Source organism: Verrucomicrobiia bacterium (assembly GCA_036268055.1).
Taxonomy (GTDB): Bacteria; Verrucomicrobiota; Verrucomicrobiia; order Limisphaerales; family Pedosphaeraceae; genus DATAUW01.
In genome coordinates this window covers 212203-232518 of sequence record DATAUW010000041.1, presented here as the reverse complement: position 1 = coordinate 232518, position 20316 = coordinate 212203, and the positions used below count along the sequence as shown (strand labels likewise).

Here is a 20316-nt window from a genome sequence, read left to right as displayed (position 1 = left end):
TATGCGCCGGCCCGAATTGGACCACATTCTTTCCACGATGCTGGACTCCGCCCCCGAGGTGTCCGATCTCATCTTTACGGTTGATAAGCCGCTTCAAGTGGAGTCATCGGGCGAACTTGTGCCCGTCACTTCCGAGCCGCCCATCGAAAAACTGACGCCTTACCAGACCGAATTGATCGCGCTGAATTTGATTGGTGAAAATCAGTGGCATATCAAGGATCTCCTGCGCACCGGCTCCTGCGATTCCGCTTACACGGTGATGGACAAGGCGCGTTTTCGTATCAATATTTTTTCCCAGCGCGGCAATTACTCCATCGTCTTGCGCAAACTGAATACGAAAATTCCTTCGCTCGAAGGCCTCAGATTGCCGGAAATCATCAATAGCATTCCACGCGAAAAAACCGGGCTTGTGCTGGTCACCGGCGCAACTGGTTCGGGCAAATCCACCACGCTCGCCGCGGTGCTCAACGAATTTAATCGCACGAAAGCGATTCACATTATCACGCTGGAAGACCCGGTTGAATTCGTTCATCCGCATCACAAAGCTACTTTTAATCAGCGCGAGTTGGGCACGGATTTCGACACTTTTGCGAACGGCCTGCGCGCCGCGTTGCGCCAGGCGCCGAAAGTAATTCTCGTCGGCGAAATGCGTGACCGCGAAACGGTGAAGATTGCGCTCAGCGCCGCGGAAACGGGCCATTTGGTTCTCAGCACGCTCCACACGGTTGACGCCGGGCAAACGATCAATCGTATTCTCGGCATGTTTGAAACCGAGGAACAGGAGCAGATTCGTTTGCGCCTGTCCGATACCTTGCGCTGGGTCGTCAGCCAGCGTCTCGTTCCCAAAATCGGCGGCGGACGCCACGCCATGCTGGAAATCATGGGCTCGAATTTGCGCACGAAGGAAACCATCGTGCAGGGCGAGAGCGAGGGAAAAACATTTTACGAGATCATTGAGTCGAGCCAATCGTTCGGCTGGCGCACGTTTGACCTTTCGGCAGTGGAAGCGTTTGAACAAGGCATCATCACCGAAGAGAGCGCCATGCTCTACTGCTCAAAACGCGGTCCGGTGACGCGCGCGATTGATAACATGAAAAAATCCCGCGGCGAAAGCACTTCTCACATGGCCGGGCTCCGCATGAAACTTAACGGCAACGGCAGCGGAAATGGCGCGCCGCCGATGCCCACGACTCTTAAACTCAAGTAATTTATGGGCGACGAATTTGATTTTATCAGCGCAGCGGACAAACCCGCGCTGCTCGCTTTTTCCACGCCTGAATGGCTGGAAATGGCGAAGGCCGCGCTGCAGGAACTCGGCTACAAGGTCCACACCGCCGCGACGCACAGCGATTTTCTTATTCGCTTTACGCAGATCCGTTATCAGGTCGTCATCATCGAGGAACTTTTCGCGGCAAACTCCATTGAGGAAAATACCACGCTCCACACGATGCAAAACATGGCGATGAATCAGCGCCGCCATTCGGCTGTGATTCTCCTGGGTTCGTCGTTCCAGACGTTCACTCCGTTGCAGGCGTTTAAATATAGCGTCACGTCGGTCATCAACTCGTCCGAACTTTTCCTGCTCAAGCAACTCATCGAAAAATCCGTCGCCGACAACGACTTTTTCCTCACCAGTTATCGCGAAGCCCAAGCCAGTCTCTACGCGGCCGCTAAATAATTAATTCATTCGCGCCTCGCGGGCGCCTCGCGTCAAAAACTCGCATTGTTTCCGAGCGCAAAACGCGCCATACTTTCGATCACATGGCTGGCAATCGCCTGGATCAAGCGTTGGTCGAACGCGGCTTGTGTGAAAGCCGTGAGAAAGCGCGCCGTGCCATCATGGCGGGGCAGGTCATCATCAATCATCAACCCGCTCGCAAACCCAGCGACCGTGTCACTCCGCAAGACAACCTTGAACTGACCGCGGTTGAAAAATACGTCAGCCGCGGCGGGCTCAAACTGGAACATGCGCTGGAGCATTTTCATTTGGACGTTGCGGGCCAAACCGTGGCCGACCTCGGCGCTTCGACGGGTGGCTTCACCGATTGTCTGCTGCAACACGGGGCGGCGAAAGTTTTTGCGGTGGATGTCGGCCACGGCCAGCTTGCCTGGAAATTGCGCAACGATCCGCGCGTGGCCGTGATGGAAAAAACCAATGCCCGCGATTTGACGCTCGCGCGTTTTCCCGCGCCGATGGATTTGGTGGTGATTGACTGCTCGTTTATTTCGCTCAGCCGGATTCTTCCCGTAGCGGTTGCATTACTTCGCGCATCAGGTAGAATCGTGGCGTTGATCAAACCGCAGTTCGAGGCCGGCAAAGCCGAGGCGGATAAAGGCAAAGGTGTCATCACCGATCCCGCCATTCATGCGCGCGTGTTGCGCGAGATTGAGGACTTTGTCGGCGCCCAGGCGGGATTGGCGTGGCTCGGAACGACGGCGTCGCCGTTGCTCGGTCCGGCGGGTAACCGGGAATTTTTTGCTTTGATTGAAAAAACTGGCTAAAGGGATCAAACGAGTCGGGCTCATCGGAAACTCTGGAAAAGTTTCCGCCCATGCTGTCGTCACTGCCGCCGCAAAACTAATCGCGCGGACGGGGCGGCGCGTTTATTGCGATGCTTCGACGGCGGACGTTGCCGGTTTTAAAACCAACATCATCTCCACCGCCGCCGAACTTTGTGACGCGGTTGATCTGCTCCTGGTTTTCGGCGGTGACGGCACGATGCTGCAAGTCGCCAGTGAAGTGGCCGGTTCGCGGACGCCGATCATGGGCGTGAACATTGGCGGCCTGGGTTTTCTCACGGCCGTTTCGTCGCGGGAGATGCCCAAGGCGTTGCGCCAGGTCTGGAATGGCGAATTCACTCTCGACGAACGCGCGCTCATCCAGGTCTCGGGAAAATGCAATGGCCGAAATGTCTATCAACCGGCCCTCAATGATTTTGTCATCAGCCGCGTGGATTCCCGCCTCATCATTCTCGAAGTCAGCGTGGATGATGTGCCACTGACACGCTATCGCTGCGACGGTTTGATCATCAGTTCGCCGACGGGCTCGACTGCGTATTCACTTTCCGCCGGTGGCGCGGTGGTGCATCCGCAGGCGGACGTTTTTGAAATCACGCCGATTTGTCCGCACACGCTTTCGAATCGCTCGGTTATCGTCGGCCTTAATTCGCGCATCCAGGTGAAAATCATCAGTCCGCATCCCGCGACGATGCTGAGCGCCGATGGCCAGCGCCTCAGCGATCTGGCGGCGAGCGACCTGCTCACGATTTGCCGGAGCGGCCATTCCATCCGGCTCGTGCGGCTCAAGGGCAGTTCGTTCTTCGAGACTTTGCGCGGCAAACTTCATTGGAGCGGCGCCAATGTTTGAGCCAGCCATAATTTTCGCGGCCGCAATTTTTCTTCCATGATTCGCCTCAAGGACATCGCGGTGCGAGCGGGTGTCTCGGTCATGACCGTCTCGAAGGTGATGCGCAATGCCCCGGACATTTCGGCGGCCACCAAGGCGCGCATCAAGGTTCTCGCGCAACAAATGGGTTACGTGCCCGACTCGAATGCGCAGACGCTTCGCAGCCGCACCAGCCGTTTTCTCGGCGTCATCATTCCTTCGATCACCGACCCGATGTTTGCGCGCGTGCTGCTTGCCATCGAGGAGCGCGCGCATGAAATCGGTTACGAAATTATTCTTGCGCATACGCTCAACCAAGAGGAACGCGAAGAGACTTCGATCCAGCGATTGCTTTCGCGGCGCGTGGATGGCTTATTCATTTCGCCCGTCTATCGCATGCGTCCGGATGCGCCGATTTATCAAACGCTTCAGACGCGCGGCACGCCGGTTGTGATTCTCGGGCATAGCGCTCCTTTCTGCCGGCAATTCGTGAACGTCGAGGGCGACGACCAACACGCCAGTTACACGGCCACGCAGCATCTCCTTCAACTCGGCCACAAGCACATCGCGTACTTCAGCGGGCCCACTTCCGCGCCGTGGTCGCGCGAACGCTATGAAGGCTATTGCCGCGCGCTGCGTGAAGCGAATCTTGAAGTCGAGGACCGCCTTATTTTCCAAGCTGGCAACACGATTGAAGACGGTGCGAAAGCCGCGCTTCAATTCGTCAATGAATCCACTCAGGCAACCGCAATCCAGGCCGTCAACGACCTCGTCGCCATCGGTTGCGCGAACACTTTTCTCAATCAAGGCATCAAGATTCCTGAACAACTCTCCGTGATTGGCTTTGGAAATATTTTGACCAGCGAATATTTCCGCGTGCCCCTCACCACGCTTCGGCAGCCCAAACATCGCCTCGGCAATGCCGCGATGGATGCCATGCTAAAACTCCTCAAGCACGAACGGCCCGAGAATAAACGTATCCGCGCCGAGATCATCACCCGCCAAAGCACCGCTGCGCCGCCCGCCGGCAGTTGACGCTGCGTGCCGGAGATCAATGTCTGCGGACAAAAAAAATCATGCACCTTTAGAGCGCATGATTTTTTGAAAGAGAAACTCTTGTCGTCGCAACCGCGATTTACGACCGCGAGCGGGACAATGAAAACCGGCGTGTGAAAACCAGCAAGCCAGCGCCCATCGCGAACAACGCATACGTCGAAGGTTCGGGAGTGGCTGCACCGAGCGTGAAATACGCCGCCTGACCGACTGCCAATCCTGGCGTGCCATTGTCCCAAGTCGAGCCGTTAAAAGTCGTGGTGATCATCGCACCCTGGGGACCGTAGGTTTGCACCGACTCACCGGCGACCGGATTGCGGCCGACGATCTGCTGAAAGGTTCCGTTGCCACTGTCGCTTCCGAGCGGAGCCGCCATTGCCAGCAAATAAGTTCCCGGGCCATTGACTGGCGGATTGAAGGAATAATTATCCTGGTTATCAATGTTTACGATATTACCGCTGAAGCGAACTGTTCCCGCAGTTGGTGAATCGAAAACGCCGCCCAGGCCATTCGGGGCGAAAGGATAATCAATGCTCCAGGTTTCCGTTGTGGAATTAAAAACCGACGCCGTCGAGAGCTGGCCGGTAGCGGTATTATAACTCTGAAAGGTCGAGCCATTGGCCACGCCGTTGAACAAGACCGTATCGAGCGTATCTGAGCCGCCCGTCGTGAGCTGGTTCGCGATCAGATTATTGCCGATGAAAATATTCAGGTCGTAAAGACCCGTTACTTGTGCGGAAGCCGAAAAAGCCATGCCTCCCAAAAGCGCCACTACAACCGAGCCACCCTTTAATGTTTTAAGCATATTCACGCAGGTTATGGTGCGTCAGGCCAGGTTCATTTGTCAATCAGAAATGCCGGTGAAATTTCCGCGCGCCTTCTCTGCCATCTGCTTCGGCGAGAGCGCGAGATGAGTTGGCCCGTTTCCGGGAAGTTTCCATGGCGCACGATAGGGGCGGCCCATCAGCCGGGTCGCCTCGTGATCATCCAGGATGCGCTCGCTTGCCACATCCCAGCGCAATTTTCGCCCGACGAGCATCGAGATCAAGCCGAGGTGGCCGGGTATTGCCGAATGATGGGCGGTCTGCACCGGCGTGATCGTCGGTTGGCGGGATATCACACAATCAATGAAATTTTTCCGGTGATTGCTCGACGAATACAACTTCACCTTGCGCATTTCCTCCGGCAATTCCTTGTAATCATTCCATTCCGGTTTCGATCCCTCGAATCCGCTGCGATCTACCCATACCCAACCTTCTGTGCCAATCCACTTCGTGCCGCTGCGGATTTCCGGATAACCGCCGGCGATGGTCATGGTGATATTTTTTGGATACTTCAATTCGATGCGATATTTAGTACAGGTGTTCCACACGGCATCCTCGGGCGGAAAATCCCCATGACCCTCCACTTCGTACGGCCCCGAATTGTCCGCGTCCATCCCCCAATGCGCGATATCGCAATGATGCCCGATCCAATCCATAAGCTGTCCGCCGCCTGTATTATAATTCCACCGCCAGTTGCGATGGATGCGCGCGCGGATGTACGGCATCATCTTCGCAGGGCCGATCCAGGTTTCATAATCTAATTCCGGCGGCGGCGCCGAGGGCGTCGTGTATTGGCCCGTCTTCATAAAGTCGGCGTGTCCCGAAGGCAAGCCCACTTCCACGTGCGTGATCTCGCCGATGTAACCATTGCGCACGATCTCCGCCGCCTTGTGAAAATTCGCGACCGAACGCTGCCACGAACCCGTCTGCCAGATGCGATTATTTCGCTCCACCGCGTGCACGATCGCCTGCTGTTCCGTGATCGTCTTCGCCAAGGGTTTCTCGCCGTAAATGTCTTTCTTGTGATTCGCCGCTTCGATCGCCACCAACGCATGCCAATGGTCGGGCACCGCGAGTATTACCGCGTCAATGTCCGGACGCGCCATCATTTCGCGAAAATCATGATACCCTTTGCAATCTTTGTTGTGGTAAAACCCGTTCATCGTGTCCAGGGCGTCCTTCAGATGGTCCGTGTCCAAATCGCACGCCGCGACCACCTGGCAATTCGGCAAAGGCAGGCAGGCGCGCGTATCGTCCGGTCCCTGCCATCCCCAGCCCACCACACCTACCGTCACGCGTTCTGACGGCGCCGTTTTCCCGCCGCGTCCGAGCGCGCTCAATGGGATAATGGTCGGCATTGCTATCGCCGCGCCCGCAGCAGCGAGGAATTTCCGACGGGTCACCTTGGTCTTAAAAGCAGAGTCATTCATAATATTTATTTCAATCCGCACGCCGGAATTCCGGCAAATCAGGGGACGTAAAGTCGCAGACGACTTTTTAGCTCTGGTGTTCGAATCACAATTAACAGTTTGGGCCTCCCCTGTAAACTCCATCTTAAATAAAATGTAGGAGAATATTTGATGCACGCGGGGGATGGACCGGAGGCTTCGCCTTTGCCTTGGTATTTTATGCGATGGTTATTGGATAAGACGCCCCTCTCTCCGGCTCCCTACGTGGTCGTGGGGAGAGAGGGTCGGAGTGAGTTGGGTTGGCGATGGGCATTAACAAGGGAGCGCACTTGTTAGATTGCTAAATTCTTTCGTTGCTGACGGGACTTGGTTTGAAATCGGCTTGAGACCCAGCAATAAATTGCTGGGCTAAGGTCTGTCGTCCCTGCGGGACTTCGGACGGCTGCGCGGCAGCGCAGCCCTACCTTGCGTTAGGATATCGGTTGTCCCTGCGGGGCTTTGCGGAAAGGAGATGAGACCTTGCCGTTATGATTGTTGAGTCAAATTTTTATGGTTGCGCGAAGGTTTGGAAAATTTTGCTGAAGGCCCAGGGGTTTTGTTCGATGCCGCTGTTGATGTTGCTGCTGCCGCGTTTGCCGACGGTGGGTTTGTTGCCGGTGTCGCGATTGATGGACCAGAAGGATACGCTGCAAACCCACGGTTGGGTTTTGGCCCAGGTCATCAGGGCGGTGGCGTCATCGAGCGAGAAGAGTTCGCCGGGTTCGTCGTTTTTGCCGATCATGGCGCACAGGCCGATTTGAATGGAGGGATCAATGACCGCGCATTGTTCGTGCGCTTTGATGGCGCTGGCGATGGAAACGTCGCTCATCCTTTTTTCGGCGGAAAAGTGGGAGCCATAATCCATGATCATGAGGTCGGCGGAGTGGACTTTTACGTTTTGGATTTTTGCGTCGGCGAGCATTCGCTGGGAGGCTTCGGAGATGCCGTTGGGATCCACGGGCAAGGTGTAGGAGATAATTATTTTGGGATTCGCGGCCTGGATTTTGGCGAGCGCGGCGTTGCGACGCTGGTTGGCGGCGGTGTTTCTGAGCGCCTTGCCTTCGATGTCGAAATCGAGCCAGGTCAGTTTGTATTGATCAATGACGGCCTGATATTTTTCCTGCAAGGTGGTGGCGTTGGTTTCCGCGATGGCCAATTCCCGGCCGGCCTCGCCGCCAAAGGAGAGGATGACATCGCCGCCGCGGCTGCGGATGCCGGCGATCTGGTCGGCGTAACGATTTTGGTCCATGCCGATGCGGCCGTCCCAGGCGGGATTGTTGGTTTTGTCGGAAGTGATAAAAGCGAGGGTATAAAATTTTTGACCACAGGCATCGTCGCAGGCGGTGAGTTGGAATTTATCGCCGGAGCCCAGATACATATATGGCGCGAAGATGCGGGCGGGCCATTCGGCGTTGGCATGCAAGGGGTGGAGCAAAATCGCGCAGGCAATCGCGCCGAGAGACATGATATTTTTTAGCATGCTGGTTTGTGACGATGTTTGACGCTGTGATGCGGAAATATTTGATTCAAAAGTCATAAGGGAGTTGTGGCAAATTCTTGTGAGTGTAGCGAGGAGAAAAATGGGCTACGGACCTGGGCGGTCTTGTTAAGATTGGCGACAGGTCGCAGATTATTTGTAAGATATTGGGGATGAAAAAGATAATCGCGAATGAGAAAATACCGCGTCGGCTTTGTTTACGATTTTTTTATCTTCGCTATTGTGAGAATATGAGGGTTAAAATTTACAAAGTGTTAATTATAAATGGTTTATATTTACATATATTTTGGCGAATTTTAGGCATGGCGGCTGCTTTCTGTATTCTAATCCCGCTGTTGTTTGGGGGAAAATCACGGGCAAGAACAACTAACACATTCCACATGACTACACGAAAACTTCAAATTGTGGCCGCGGTAATCACCTCGGCATTGACCATTTCCGCTGCGCGCGCGGATGTGCTCGTAAATGGCGGCTTTGAGGCGGAGCCTAATGCGAACCCAGCGAACGGCGCCACGTTCCTGTCCGGACAGAATGACATTCCGGGATGGACGATTACGCCGGGAACGGAAGTGACTTTGCATTCGTCCGTCGCCAATGCGTATCCTACCATCAGCGGGGTTTACAGCGTGAACACGGACAGCGAAGGCTTCAATGGTCACAATGCCCAGTTGTATCAGGATTTTACCAGCGCGCTCGGCAATCTGTATAATTTGACGTTCAACTGGGAAACCTGGCAGGTTGATGCTCCGGGAAGCTTCCTGCATATCACGGTCACAGATCAGACGACTTCGGCGGTTTTGTTCAATGGCCTTTATGATCCCACGGCTGTGCCGGACCTCACTGTGCAAAGCGTGAGCGCGGGCTTCACGGGCACGGGCGATACGCTTCGCCTGGAGATCCAGGAAACGCCCGAGTCTGGTAACAACGATAACCAGTTCATCGTGGATAATTTCGACGTGGAAGATAACGGGAATCCGAACGCCGGCGCTCCCGACGCGACTGGCTGGTCGGCTGAAATCACGGCGGCGCTCGGTCTGATCGGTTTCGCCCGCCGCAAATTTCGCAAATAATTGATTTGTATAACAGAACCCCGGAGGCCGCGAGCTTCCGGGGTTTTTTGTTTTGACCGGAGTGCGCACGCGCCCTCGCGTGCAGTGGCTGGCCCTCGCAGGCCACATCTTTTCCTATGCCAATGATTACCTCAACCGGACTGACGGGCGAGGGCGCCCGTCAGCACACGCGAGGGCGCGTATGCTCTCCGGGAAAAGGCGGATGCGCCCTATGTGTGCGCTCCGCAAATTTACTTTGTCTCCCGCGCCGGCGGTGGTTCAATCTTTCAGATGAACACAAGTCCGCTTTTTCCCCCGGCCGCTCCGCACATTTACGACGTGCAGACGCGGGCCAGCGGTCCGGCGGGTGCGTTGCCGCTCGATGCGGACATGCTGCTCAGCCAGCCGAGCGGAAATTTATTTGGGTTGACGCAAAATGCCGGCATGGGTTGGGACCCGGCGGAATTCGGACGCAAACAATTTTTGATTCTCAGCACGCAAGGCGGCCTGCGCGCGCCGGATGGCAAACCGATCGCGCTGGGGTATCACACGGGGCATTGGGAGATTGGTTTGCTGGTGGAAGCGGCGGCGCGGGAATTGCGGCGGCTGCGAACGATTCCTTTCGCCGCGTATTGTTCCGACCCATGTGATGGCCGCACGCAGGGCACGACCGGCATGTTCGACAGCTTGCCGTATCGCAATGACGCCGCGCAAATTTTTCGGCGGCTCGCCCGCTCGCTGCCTATGCGTTGCGGCGTGATGGGCGTCGCCACGTGCGACAAAGGTTTGCCGGCGATGATGATGGCCCTTGCGGGAATGCGCGAACTCGCGGGCATTCTCGTTCCGGGCGGCGTGACGCTTCCACCCGCGAACGGTGAAGACGCGGGCGCGGTGCAAACTCTGGGCGCGCGATTTGCGCACGGAATGATTTCGTTGGAAGAAGCCGCTGATCTCGGTTGTCGCGCATGTGGTTCGCCGGGTGGTGGTTGTCAATTTCTGGGAACGGCCGCGACATCGCAAGTCGTCGGAGAAGCATTGGGACTTTCGCTGCCGCACACCGCGCTTGCGCCATCGGGCCAGGCGGTGTGGCTTGAAATGGCGACTCGCTCGGCGCAAGCGTTGGTTGAAATGGAGCGTCGTGGTATCAAACTTGGCGATGTTCTGAATGACGCGAGCATTCGCAATGCGATGGTGGTGCACGCGGCGTTTGGCGGTTCGACGAATTTATTGCTGCACATTCCGGCGATAGCGCACGCGGCGGGTTTACGTCGTCCAACGGTCGAGGATTGGGTAGAAGTGAATCGGCGCACGCCGCGCCTTGTGAGCGTGCTGCCCAATGGGCCGGTGCATCATCCGACGGTGCGAGTTTTTCTCGCGGGTGGCGTGCCTGAAGTCATGTTGCACTTGAACCGGATGAATCTGCTCGATACGAGTGTGCTGACAGTGAGTGGAAGCACGCTTGGCGAAGTGCTGGCCGCGTGGGAAACTTCTGAGCGCCGCCAGCGTTTTCGCGAACGCTTGCGCGAGCAGGACGGCGTGGACGCCGACGAGGTTATTCTGCCGCCAGAAAAGGCGCGCGCGCGCGGGCTCACGAGCACGATGGCTTTTCCTCGCGGCAATCTTGCGCCTGATGGCTCCGTGATCAAAAGCGCGGCGATTGATCCTTCCGTCGTGGATGCCGATGGAGTTTATCGCAAGGAAGGACTCGCGCGTGTGTTCACGAGCGAGGCGGCGGCGATTGCGGCCATCAAACAGAATCGCATCCAAGCTGGCGATGTGATGGTGCTGGCGGGCATCGGCCCGATGGGCACGGGCATGGAGGAAACATATCAAGTGACTTCGGCGTTGAAATATTTGCCGTTCGGCAAACACGTCGCGCTGCTTACGGACGCGCGGTTTTCCGGGGTTTCCACGGGCGCGTGCATCGGCCACATTGGACCCGAGGCGCTCGCGGGTGGGCCGATCGGCAAAGTCCGCGATGGCGATGTCATCCGAATTTTGGTGGATCGAAATAATTTGAGCGCGAGCGTTGATTTGATCGGCGATGGCGAAAGAAAATTTTCGCCGGAAGAAGGCGCTAAAATTCTGTCCGAGCGGCCGGCGCATCCGGGCCTGGCGCCAAACGCGAAATTGCCGGACGACACGCGCATTTGGGCGGCGTTGCAAAGCGCCAGCGGCGGCACGTGGGGTGGATGCGTGTTCGACGCGGAACGAATCGTTGAAGTTATTGAAGCAGGATTAAACAGCCGCGAAAAAAATGGAGGCGCAGATGAAAAATAATTTTTGGGCGCGAAATATTCGTGGATGTTTTTCGGCGGCGCTGATTTTTAGTTTTGATTGTATCGTCACGGCTCAAGTGGCCCAGCCGCCGATCGCTGAAACACCGCGCTCAAATATTTCTTTCACCGTGGAACCAGCGCAGGATTACAATCGCCTGTTTTACCAGGAAAGTGACTGGGTGGGCGGGGATGTGGCGGCGTCGGTGCCGTTGCGCGATGGCAATGTGCTGTGGCTGTTCGGTGATTCGTGGATCGGTTCGATCTGCGAGGGACGCCGCAGCGGAGAGTCGAAGATGGTGCATAACACGATCGCGATTCAGGAGGGATTGAATCCCGAAACGGCGCGCGTAAATTTTTTTCATGGTCTTCATGGTTACTTGCCCGCCGCATTTATCGAGACGGCGGATCACGTCGGCTATTTTTGGCTGACGCATGGCGGCATTCAGACGGACGACGGGCTTTATCTTTTTGCGAGCCGCATCATCAATCGGCCGGGTGATAATTCGGTGTGGGGTTTTAAAGCGTCGGGAATGACGATGGCCAAAATTACCAACGTCAGCGCCCAACCTTCGGAATGGCGAATTGAACAGATTAAAATTCCGTGGGCCGAGTATGACAAAGGTGGAAGCGAAAAAGTTTTCGGCATGCCGATGGTGCGCGCGGACGGCTTCATATATATCTATGGTCTTGAGTTCGACCGAAAGGCGCATAACCGTTATTTGCTCGTGGGCCGTGTGAAAGAAGGCTCATTGGAAAATTTTTCGGCCTGGGAATTTTACGCCGATGGAAAATGGCAATCGGATTTTCATCAGGCTTCGCGGCTGGCCGATCATCTCGGAGCGGAACTTTCGGTTTCGTATCTACCGCGATTCAAGCGCTACGTTCTGGTTTACACGGAGAACGGCTTGTCTGAAAAAATCATGCTGCGCAGTGCCGTAAGTCCGGTCGGTCCCTGGAGCGAACCAACGGTTATTTACCGCACGCCCGAGACGGGATGGGACAAGACTTACTTTTGTTACGCGGCGAAGGCGCACCCGGAGCTTTCCCGGGCGGATGATGAATTAATTGTGAGTTACGTCTGTAATTCCTCAGATTTTGGTAAAATGGTCAATGACGCCCGGATCTATTTCCCGAAATTTGTGCGCGTTAAGTTCGATGCGATTCCTTGATGGATTCCTGGCGGGAAGAAGCGACTTCATTCTACATTTGCAAAAAACGTCAGACTGCTTTACACATTTTTTGGCGTCTAAAAAAATGCTTCAACACCTTTATTTACGGTTATTTGCCCGTAGTTTTGAATCCATCAGCGTTGATGTCGGCGCTGCTCCGGACGCGACCTCCACGATGCCGCTGCTCGGCGCTGCGCTGGCCGGTCTCGCACTCGTCCGCCGCAAATTCAAAGCGTAAGCTTTTTTAGCTTGTTCCGAAAGGCACTGGTTTAACGGCCAGTGCCTTTTTGTTTTTAGTGGGTGCCCAAAATTTTGTCCGAATGGTATCTTCCATCGAAACCAATCAAATTCCGGCTCGACAATCATCGTATGCGTGTGACAATCCTGTTTCACAAATGAAAGAATGGAAAATGTTGCCAGCGGTTCGTGTCTGCGTATCAGAGCCAGGAAGCGTCTTTCGTAAGTTTTCCCCATGATTTTAAGGCATGTCTAATATCACCATTGTTGATCTGGAAGTTTTTTGGCACGTGGGTGTGCCGGACGAGGAACGCATCAATCCACAGCGGCTGCTGATGAGCGTGGATATGTCCTACGACATTTCGCGCGCCGCCCAATCGGACCGTCCCGACCGAACGATTGACTATGCCGAAGTTATCCAGGAAATCAAAAAATATGGTGTCGGGCGCGAATGGAAATTGATTGAGAAAATCGCCGCCGGCCTCGGCCATCTCGTGCTGACAAAATTTTCCCCTGATGCCGTGTTCGTGGAGATCAAAAAATTTCCCATCCCCCAGGCGCGTTACGTGTCCGTCATCTGGACGGGACAGCGCCAGGCATTCTGATTCGTAAAGACGTTTGCGGAATAACGCGCCGGTGTTATTTTGCCGATGTGTTTAAAGATTCCAGCGATTTTTCCGAGACCGGCGAAGCCATCCGCATCCACGGCGCGCGCGAGCATAATTTAAAAAATCTCTCGCTCGACATTCCCCGCAATCAATTCGTCGTCATCACCGGCGTGAGCGGTTCGGGGAAAAGCACGCTGGCGTTCGACCTGCTTTTTGCCGAGGGCCAGCGGCGCTTCCTGGATTCCATGAATGTTTATGCGCGCCAATTCGTGGAGCAACTCGCGCGGCCGGACGTGGACTTGATCACCGGCATTCCGCCGACCGTCAGCATCGAGCAGCGCAACACGCGCGGCGGTGGCAAGAGCACGGTGGCGACCGTCACGGAAATTTATCATTTCATCCGTTTGCTGTTCGCCCGCCTTGGCACGCAATATTGCCCGGACTGCAATCTCCCGGTTGAAGCGCAAACGCGCGATCAACTGGGCGCGCATCTCAAGCAGGAAATAAAAAAGCGCGGCGATCTTTTGCTGCTCGCGCCGGTGGTGCGCAATCGCAAAGGTTTCCATACCGATGTCGCGGAATGGGCCGCTAAACATGGCTACGCCGAAGTGCGCGCGGACGGGAAAATTTATTCGACGGGCGAACGCCTGCGATTGGACCGTTTTCGGGAACATGATGTTGAGATCGTCGTCGGCGTCCTCGACAAAAAGGCCAATGGCGAAAAATCTCCTCAACTGTTGATTGATGAAGCTTTGAAACTTGGGCGCGGCACGGTGTTTGCGCTCGACAATCACGGCAAGGTTTCCGTGCATTCCACTGAGCGCGCCTGCCCGAAGTGCAGCCGGTCGTTCGAGACGCTCGACCCGAAAATGTTTAGTTACAATTCGTCGCAAGGCTGGTGTCCGAAGTGCCGCGGCTTTGGCGAATTATTTTATCTGCCGGATGTCGAACGCGGCGCGCGCGCGGATGCCATCGAGGAATCGTGGTACGAATGGCAGGAGGGCAAACGCGAACTTTGCCCGGATTGCCAGGGCGCGCGCTTGAATCCCGTGGCGCGCGCGGTGCGATTGGTCATCAGCCCGAAGGTGATGCCGAACATAGACGATTTTTCCACGATGCCGGTTTCTGCCGCGCGAGAATTTTTTGCGAAATTAAAATTCACGGGACGGTCGGCAGTTGTCGCGCGTGATATTTTGCCGGAGATCGGCGAGCGTTTGAAATTTCTCGGCGAGGTCGGCCTGGGCTATCTCCAAATGGGCCGCAGCATGCCGACGCTTTCTGGCGGCGAGACGCAGCGCATCCGCCTCGCAGCCCAGTTAGGCTCAAATCTCAGCGGTGTTTTGTATGTGCTCGACGAACCGACGATTGGCTTGCACGCGCGTGACAACGAACAACTGCTCAGCGCCTTGCAATCGTTGAAGGAGCGCGGCAATTCGGTGGTCGTGGTGGAGCACGACGAGGAAACCATGCGCCGCGCCGATTACATCATTGATCTCGGACCGGGCGCGGGAGTGAACGGCGGCACGGTTGTCGCCAGCGGCACGCTGGCCGAGCTGATGCGGCATCCGGATTCCATCACCGGCCAATCGTTGCGCGCGAAGAAAAGTTTTCCTGCCCGCGGAAAACGCCGCCCGGTTACGGCGGATTCCGACGGTGGCGATTCCATTTTGAAAAGCCGCAAGGCGAAACGCGCGCTGGAAACGCTTCCTGAAGCGGCGAGTCCAAACCAGTGGCTGACTTTGCGAAATGCCAGCACGAACAACTTAAAAAATCTTACGGTTCAATTCCCGTTGAACCGGCTGGTGGTCGTTACCGGCGTGAGCGGTTCGGGCAAGAGCACCTTGATTCGCGAATGTTTGTTGCCTGCCGTGCAGACCGCGGTAAAAAATCGCAAATCAAAAAACGCGAGTCCCAATCTTTCCGGCCAGGAACATATTCAGGCGGTTTATGAAGTGGATCAATCGCCGATTGGCCGCACGCCGCGCTCTATTCCCGCGACCTATGTCGGTTTTTTCGACGTAATTCGCCAGCTCTTCGCGCAAATTCCCGAGGCGCGTTTGCGGGGATATTCGCCGAGCCGATTTTCCTTCAACAGCGCGCAGGGGCGTTGTCCGCAATGCGAAGGCGCGGGCACGATCAAACTGGAAATGAATTTTCTGCCGCCGGCGTTCGTGCGTTGCGAGGTGTGCAATGGCTCACGCTTTAACCGCGAAACGCTCGACATCCAATTCTCGGGAAAAAATATCGCCGAAGTGCTGGAGTTATCGGTGGATGAGGCGCTCGAATTTTTCTCCGCGTTCGCGAAACTCAAGCGTCCCTTGCAGGCGTTGTGTGACACCGGCTTGGGATATTTAAAACTCGGTCAGACCAGTCCCACACTTAGTGGCGGCGAAGCGCAGCGGGTCAAGTTGGTGTCGCATTTGCTTTCGGGCTTGCGCGAGCCGGATTTATTTGAGCGATTCCCGAAGCATAATTTATTCATCCTGGAGGAGCCGACGATTGGTTTGCACATCGCCGACGTGCGGCGGCTGGTGGAAGTGTTGCAAAGGCTCGTGGATGCGGGACATTCGGTCATTGTGATCGAGCATAATCTGGATTTGATCGCGGAAGCAGATTGGGTGATTGATCTGGGACCGGAAGGCGGCGCGGCCGGTGGAAATATCGTGGCCGAAGGCACGCCGGAGGAAGTGGCGCGCAACAAACGCTCGCATACCGGGCGGTTTCTGCGTAGCTTCCTGTCCGGAACATGAGCGACCCCTACGAGGAAATCCTGGACGGCGAATTGTCTTTGCGTCTCCCGCCCGGGTCTCGCCACGAGCAAATCTGCGAGCGTCTCCATGAGCGCATGGCGGCGAATCTCACCGATGCGATGGTCGCAAAATTATTGCCGATGCGCTCGCTGGTGGAAGTTACACGCGGCACGAAGTTGCGCCCCGACCTTGCGCTGGTCACGACGGCGACGAATAAACTTTGGCTCGCGGCCGAGGTCATCAATTCCGGCGACCATCATGCCGACACCGTTCTCAAGAAAGCGATTTATGAAGAAACCGGCTTGCCGCGTTTGTGGATGGTGGACCCGCGTTATGACAACGTGGAGATATACCACGGCGGCGAGCATGGAATGGTGTTGAAACAAATCCTGGCGCTCCAGGACGTGTTGACGGAAGCCTTGCTGCCGTCGTTTGCGTATCGTATCTCGGAGTTATTCAGGGCAGGGGAGTGAGTTACTCGCAACGAGTTACTAGTTATTAATCGGCTGGTGTCCATGCAAGACCTTGGTATCGTTTCGCGATGAAGTATTGCTTCCGGTTGATTTTCACTTTTGCGGCTGTGCTGCTTCCCATGCTCGCGACCGCGGAAAGCTATGATGTGGTCATCCGTCATGGACGTGTAATTGATGGCACGGGCAATCCGGCTTTCTTTGCCGATGTTGGGATAACCAATGGCCGCATTGCCGCAATCGGACGAATCACTGGCGATGCAAAAAAAGAGATTGATGCCAAGGGGTTGATTGTTGCGCCGGGATTCATTGACGTTCACACGCATGCGGACGACGTGGCCGAAATGCCGCGCGCGGAAAATTTTGTGCGCATGGGCGTGACGACGATTGTGGTAGGAAATTGCGGCGGATCGGCGGACAACATCGGTAAATTGTTCAGTGACATCGAAGCCAAACATGTCGCGGTGAATGTGGCTTCACTCATCGGCCACGGCACGGTGCGCGGAAAGGTAATGGGCGGTTCTTTTATGCGTCCGCCGAATGCTTCTGAGATAGACCAGATGAAAGCGATGGTCGAACAGGCGATGAAGGATGGCGCGGTCGGCATGTCCACCGGACTCATTTATTTGCCCGGGACATTTGCGAAGACCGAGGAAATTGTGGAGTTGGCGAAGGTGGTGTCGGCTTACGACGGTATTTACACGAGCCACATGCGCGATGAGGGAACGAACATTTTTGATTCGCTTAACGAGCTATTTCGCATCGCGCGCGAGGCGCATATTCGTGCCGAGATTTCGCACATCAAACTTTCCGGCAACGCTTCGTGGCATCAGACCGACAAGGTGCTCGAAGCCATCGCCGCCGCGCGCGCCGAAGGACTCGACATCACGCAAGATCAATACGCCTATACCGCTTCGAGCACAGGCATCAGCCAATTAGTGCCCGATACGGCGCGCGAAGGCGGACACAAAAAGTTTTTGGAACGCGTCGGCAATCCCGAATTGAAAGCGGGCATCGTCGAGGAAATGAAAAAGCATTTGGCGGGGAATGCGCGGACGAATTATGAGTACGCGGTTGTCGCTTATTATGCGCATGACACGAATCTGAATGGCTTGAACATCGTTGAAGCAGCCAAGCTTCGGCGCGGCGCGGAATCGCTCGATGATCAGATCGAAACGATTTTGGACATCGAAGCGCACGGCGGCGCGCAGGGGGTTTTTCACGGAATGAACGAAGATGACTTGCAACATTTTCTGCAAAGTCCGAACACGATGATCGCCTGCGACAGCGGCTTGCGCGAATTCGGCGTCGGTGTGCCGCATCCGCGTGGCTACGGGAACAACGCCCGCATCCTGGCGCGTTACGTGCGTGATCTGCATGTCCTCCATTTGGAGGATGCCATTCGGCGGATGACCACGTTGCCCGCGCAGACATTTCGTTTTAAAGATCGCGGGCAAATACGCGAAGGCAACTGGGCGGACATAACGATTTTTGATCCTGATAAAGTCCAGGACCACGCGACCTATAAAGATCCGCATCATTATCCCACGGGCATTCCCTATGTGTTGGTCAACGGTATGGAGGTCATCAGTAATGACGAGGACACGGGCGCCATGCCGGGAATGGCTTTGCGTCACGTAGCGAATAAAGAGTGAGGGCCGCTGGCAATGGTGCGTGTCTGGTCAAATCAGGGCGAGGATGATGCGCGCCGTTTTGGGCGGGAGAAATAGATAAGAATGGCGATTATCAAAGCCAAGATGGCGGCCAAATAAAACGCGGCTTTTTTACCAACCCAAGGCGGCGGCTGGCTTGGATCTGTCTCGCGTTCGACCAAACCGAAATACGGGCCATCGGTTTTTCCACCGTAGCCGGAAGTGCCATTGACGGGAGTGTCATTCCAATCGCCTTTGACGCCGCGAGGTGGCGTGTCCGAATTTTCCCAGTTGATCACTACGTAATTTTCGCCCGGTGGGGTATTGCTCGGTTCGCCGGGCTTCCAGTTACTGAACGAAAATGGTTCGCCGGTTACCCAGCGGAAGTTCGCTTGGGAATGGATGCCGATCTGCAAATCAATCGGTCCCAGCTTTCCCGAGAAAAGACCTTTTTGCAGCGGACTGGTAAGTCCGATCCAAAGCGGCAGATGCTCGAATTTTCCAGTTAGAAAAGTATTATTAATGAACGCTTGTTCGTTGGAACTGGTGATCGTCGCCAAGGTGCCGCCCCAAGAAACGGCCAGAGCTTGCGCGGCGGTCCAATTAGTGGCGATAGGTGTCAGCGCATAGTAATGATTGTTTCCGCCGGCTTCTGTCTTCCATTGAATCCAAGTTTGTGCCGGGCAACTCAGTGCCTCAGCCAGGAAGATACCAACGGCGAACCATCGGTGAATTTGATGAAGCAGGCTTCGCGTCATGCGATGAGGATATACCGCTGCCGTTTTTCCCAGTTTGAGGATAATATTTCAGTAGTTATGAAAAATGGCGTTTCAAGCTTCATTTTTTCTGTCCAGCCAGCCGCAAAAAGAACTTTTGCATCGCCTGAAACCGAGGGCGGGCGTCACCGTAAATCTCAGCAGCCAGGTCGAACTTATCATAGCGATCCACGACATAGCCACAGATGATCGCCAGATGCCCGGCGACTGGACGCAACTCTGTACCCTCATACTCCGCACGGTGTTCAAGGATGCCAGCGAAGCAATTTATGAAATCAGAATCGCCATTGGCCGCGTCGCTCTGAATGTAATTGATGGCGGCGTGGACATAGAATCGAAAAGCACGAATCCCCATGAACCTTAAGTCTTCCTAATAATAAAGCGAATTCTCGCGGAAGAGAGTCTCTGCGCCTTCCAAAGTCTTGCCGAAGAAATGTTCACACGCGGAACGCTCATCCAGTGAGTCGTGAACATTAATATCATCGCGCGTAGGAAGTGCCATGAAGTTCTGCGCGTGATCGTGCATCGCAGTTGTTCGTATCAAAGGCAAGTGAATATAGCAATTTGCAAATGGCTTTCGGATGTGCTTAAGTGAGGCGGTTCTTTGACATAAAGGAGAAATCGGAGAGAGGACATCAAAAACCTTCATGGGCGTCGCACGACCGGCAAAAATTGCCGAACGGATCGGGAGTCCGGATAAGTTCGACTGCGAAGCGAGCCAAAAGGATGGAAAAGTTCGCGTTGGCTCGCTTAAGTTCGGATAAGTTCGGATAAGTTCGTGTGGCGGGGAATTTTTTTTCTGGAACGAAGCGCGTAGTCCATTCACGGGGACGGGGTGCGCGCAGTCCGAAGTGTGTTAAGATGGCGTTATATACCGCCGGTTGCGGAAAAAACATTGCGCCAAATCCAAACATTCGTCACATTAACCCATCTGTCGGAGAGATGGCTGAGTGGTTTAAGGCGCACGCCTGGAAAGCGTGAGTACCTAAACAGTACCGTGGGTTCGAATCCCTCTCTCTCCGCCATTGATCATCAATGGCTTGCATATCTGCTGGGCCCAAAAATTTTCTTTTGCGTGTGGCTTTTATTTCTTCTGTAGCACCGTCTACGCGGATGTT

Annotated in this window: 19 protein-coding genes and 1 tRNA gene; 15 read left to right on the top strand and 5 right to left on the bottom strand. The window is 55.3% G+C overall.

What is annotated here, in order from left to right:
* Position 1: 1 nt before the first annotated feature.
* From VH413_20710 to VH413_20690, 5 genes are all read left to right on the top strand, one after another.
* Entirely contained in the window at positions 2-1207 is a 1206-nt protein-coding gene (locus tag VH413_20710; GenBank protein ID HEX3801125.1) for a PilT/PilU family type 4a pilus ATPase, read from the top strand.
* A 3-nt stretch (positions 1208-1210) separates the two neighbouring features.
* Positions 1211-1678, top strand: coding sequence for a hypothetical protein (locus VH413_20705; GenBank protein ID HEX3801124.1), 468 nt, complete (start codon positions 1211-1213; stop codon positions 1676-1678).
* 83 nt (positions 1679-1761) lie between these two features.
* Entirely contained in the window at positions 1762-2502 is a 741-nt protein-coding gene (locus VH413_20700; GenBank protein HEX3801123.1) for a TlyA family RNA methyltransferase, read from the top strand.
* Positions 2486-3367, top strand: coding sequence for an NAD(+)/NADH kinase (locus VH413_20695; protein ID HEX3801122.1), 882 nt, complete (start codon positions 2486-2488; stop codon positions 3365-3367). The genes VH413_20700 and VH413_20695 overlap by 17 nt, the downstream gene beginning before the upstream one ends.
* Before the next feature lie 36 nt (positions 3368-3403).
* Positions 3404-4420 carry a LacI family DNA-binding transcriptional regulator gene (locus VH413_20690; protein ID HEX3801121.1) on the top strand — a complete coding sequence of 339 codons (1017 nt, stop codon included), beginning with the start codon at positions 3404-3406 and terminating at the stop codon, positions 4418-4420.
* A 100-nt stretch (positions 4421-4520) separates the two neighbouring features.
* On the opposite strand, the gene VH413_20685 is transcribed toward VH413_20690, so the two are convergent.
* From VH413_20685 to VH413_20675, 3 genes are all read right to left on the bottom strand, one after another.
* Positions 4521-5243, bottom strand: a complete 723-nt coding sequence (locus tag VH413_20685; GenBank protein ID HEX3801120.1) for a PEP-CTERM sorting domain-containing protein — start codon at positions 5241-5243, stop codon at positions 4521-4523.
* Positions 5244-5282: 39 nt separating this feature from the next.
* Positions 5283-6692, bottom strand: a complete 1410-nt coding sequence (locus VH413_20680; GenBank protein HEX3801119.1) for a Gfo/Idh/MocA family oxidoreductase — start codon at positions 6690-6692, stop codon at positions 5283-5285.
* A 526-nt stretch (positions 6693-7218) separates the two neighbouring features.
* A complete protein-coding gene (locus VH413_20675) occupies positions 7219-8190 on the bottom strand; it encodes a chitinase (GenBank protein HEX3801118.1) in 972 nt (323 codons plus the stop codon).
* 422 nt (positions 8191-8612) lie between these two features.
* Between VH413_20675 and VH413_20670 the strand changes: the two genes are divergently transcribed.
* From VH413_20670 to VH413_20635, 8 genes are all read left to right on the top strand, one after another.
* On the top strand, positions 8613-9278 hold the full coding sequence (locus VH413_20670) for a DUF642 domain-containing protein (protein HEX3801117.1): 666 nt from the start codon (positions 8613-8615) through the stop codon (positions 9276-9278).
* 270 nt (positions 9279-9548) lie between these two features.
* Positions 9549-11537: a YjhG/YagF family D-xylonate dehydratase gene (locus tag VH413_20665; protein HEX3801116.1), complete on the top strand. Its 1989-nt coding sequence runs from the start codon at positions 9549-9551 to the stop codon at positions 11535-11537.
* Positions 11527-12705: a DUF5005 domain-containing protein gene (locus tag VH413_20660; GenBank protein ID HEX3801115.1), complete on the top strand. Its 1179-nt coding sequence runs from the start codon at positions 11527-11529 to the stop codon at positions 12703-12705. The genes VH413_20665 and VH413_20660 overlap by 11 nt, the downstream gene beginning before the upstream one ends.
* Positions 12706-12790: 85 nt before the next feature.
* On the top strand, positions 12791-12943 hold the full coding sequence (locus tag VH413_20655) for a hypothetical protein (protein HEX3801114.1): 153 nt from the start codon (positions 12791-12793) through the stop codon (positions 12941-12943).
* 247 nt (positions 12944-13190) lie between these two features.
* On the top strand, positions 13191-13547 hold the full coding sequence (locus tag VH413_20650; protein HEX3801113.1) for a dihydroneopterin aldolase: 357 nt from the start codon (positions 13191-13193) through the stop codon (positions 13545-13547).
* A gap of 47 nt (positions 13548-13594) precedes the next feature.
* Positions 13595-16300, top strand: coding sequence for an excinuclease ABC subunit A (locus VH413_20645; protein ID HEX3801112.1), 2706 nt, complete (start codon positions 13595-13597; stop codon positions 16298-16300).
* On the top strand, positions 16297-16773 hold the full coding sequence (locus VH413_20640; protein HEX3801111.1) for a Uma2 family endonuclease: 477 nt from the start codon (positions 16297-16299) through the stop codon (positions 16771-16773). Before VH413_20645 ends, VH413_20640 begins: the two co-directional genes overlap by 4 nt.
* Positions 16774-16841: 68 nt before the next feature.
* Entirely contained in the window at positions 16842-18425 is a 1584-nt protein-coding gene (locus tag VH413_20635; protein HEX3801110.1) for a D-aminoacylase, read from the top strand.
* A 32-nt stretch (positions 18426-18457) separates the two neighbouring features.
* Here VH413_20635 and VH413_20630 read toward each other — a convergent pair whose 3' ends face one another.
* The gene (locus VH413_20630; protein ID HEX3801109.1) at positions 18458-19180 is read right to left on the bottom strand and encodes a hypothetical protein; all 723 of its coding nucleotides are present in this window, start codon (positions 19178-19180) and stop codon (positions 18458-18460) included.
* A 64-nt stretch (positions 19181-19244) separates the two neighbouring features.
* Here VH413_20630 and VH413_20625 point away from each other — a divergent pair, with 64 nt between their 5' ends.
* The gene (locus VH413_20625) at positions 19245-19562 is read left to right on the top strand and encodes a hypothetical protein (GenBank protein HEX3801108.1); all 318 of its coding nucleotides are present in this window, start codon (positions 19245-19247) and stop codon (positions 19560-19562) included.
* 6 nt (positions 19563-19568) lie between these two features.
* On the opposite strand, the gene VH413_20620 is transcribed toward VH413_20625, so the two are convergent.
* The gene (locus tag VH413_20620; GenBank protein ID HEX3801107.1) at positions 19569-19742 is read right to left on the bottom strand and encodes a hypothetical protein; all 174 of its coding nucleotides are present in this window, start codon (positions 19740-19742) and stop codon (positions 19569-19571) included.
* 392 nt (positions 19743-20134) lie between these two features.
* Between VH413_20620 and VH413_20615 the strand changes: the two genes are divergently transcribed.
* Positions 20135-20223, top strand: a tRNA-Ser gene (locus tag VH413_20615).
* The last annotated feature ends 93 nt before the right edge of the window (positions 20224-20316 follow it).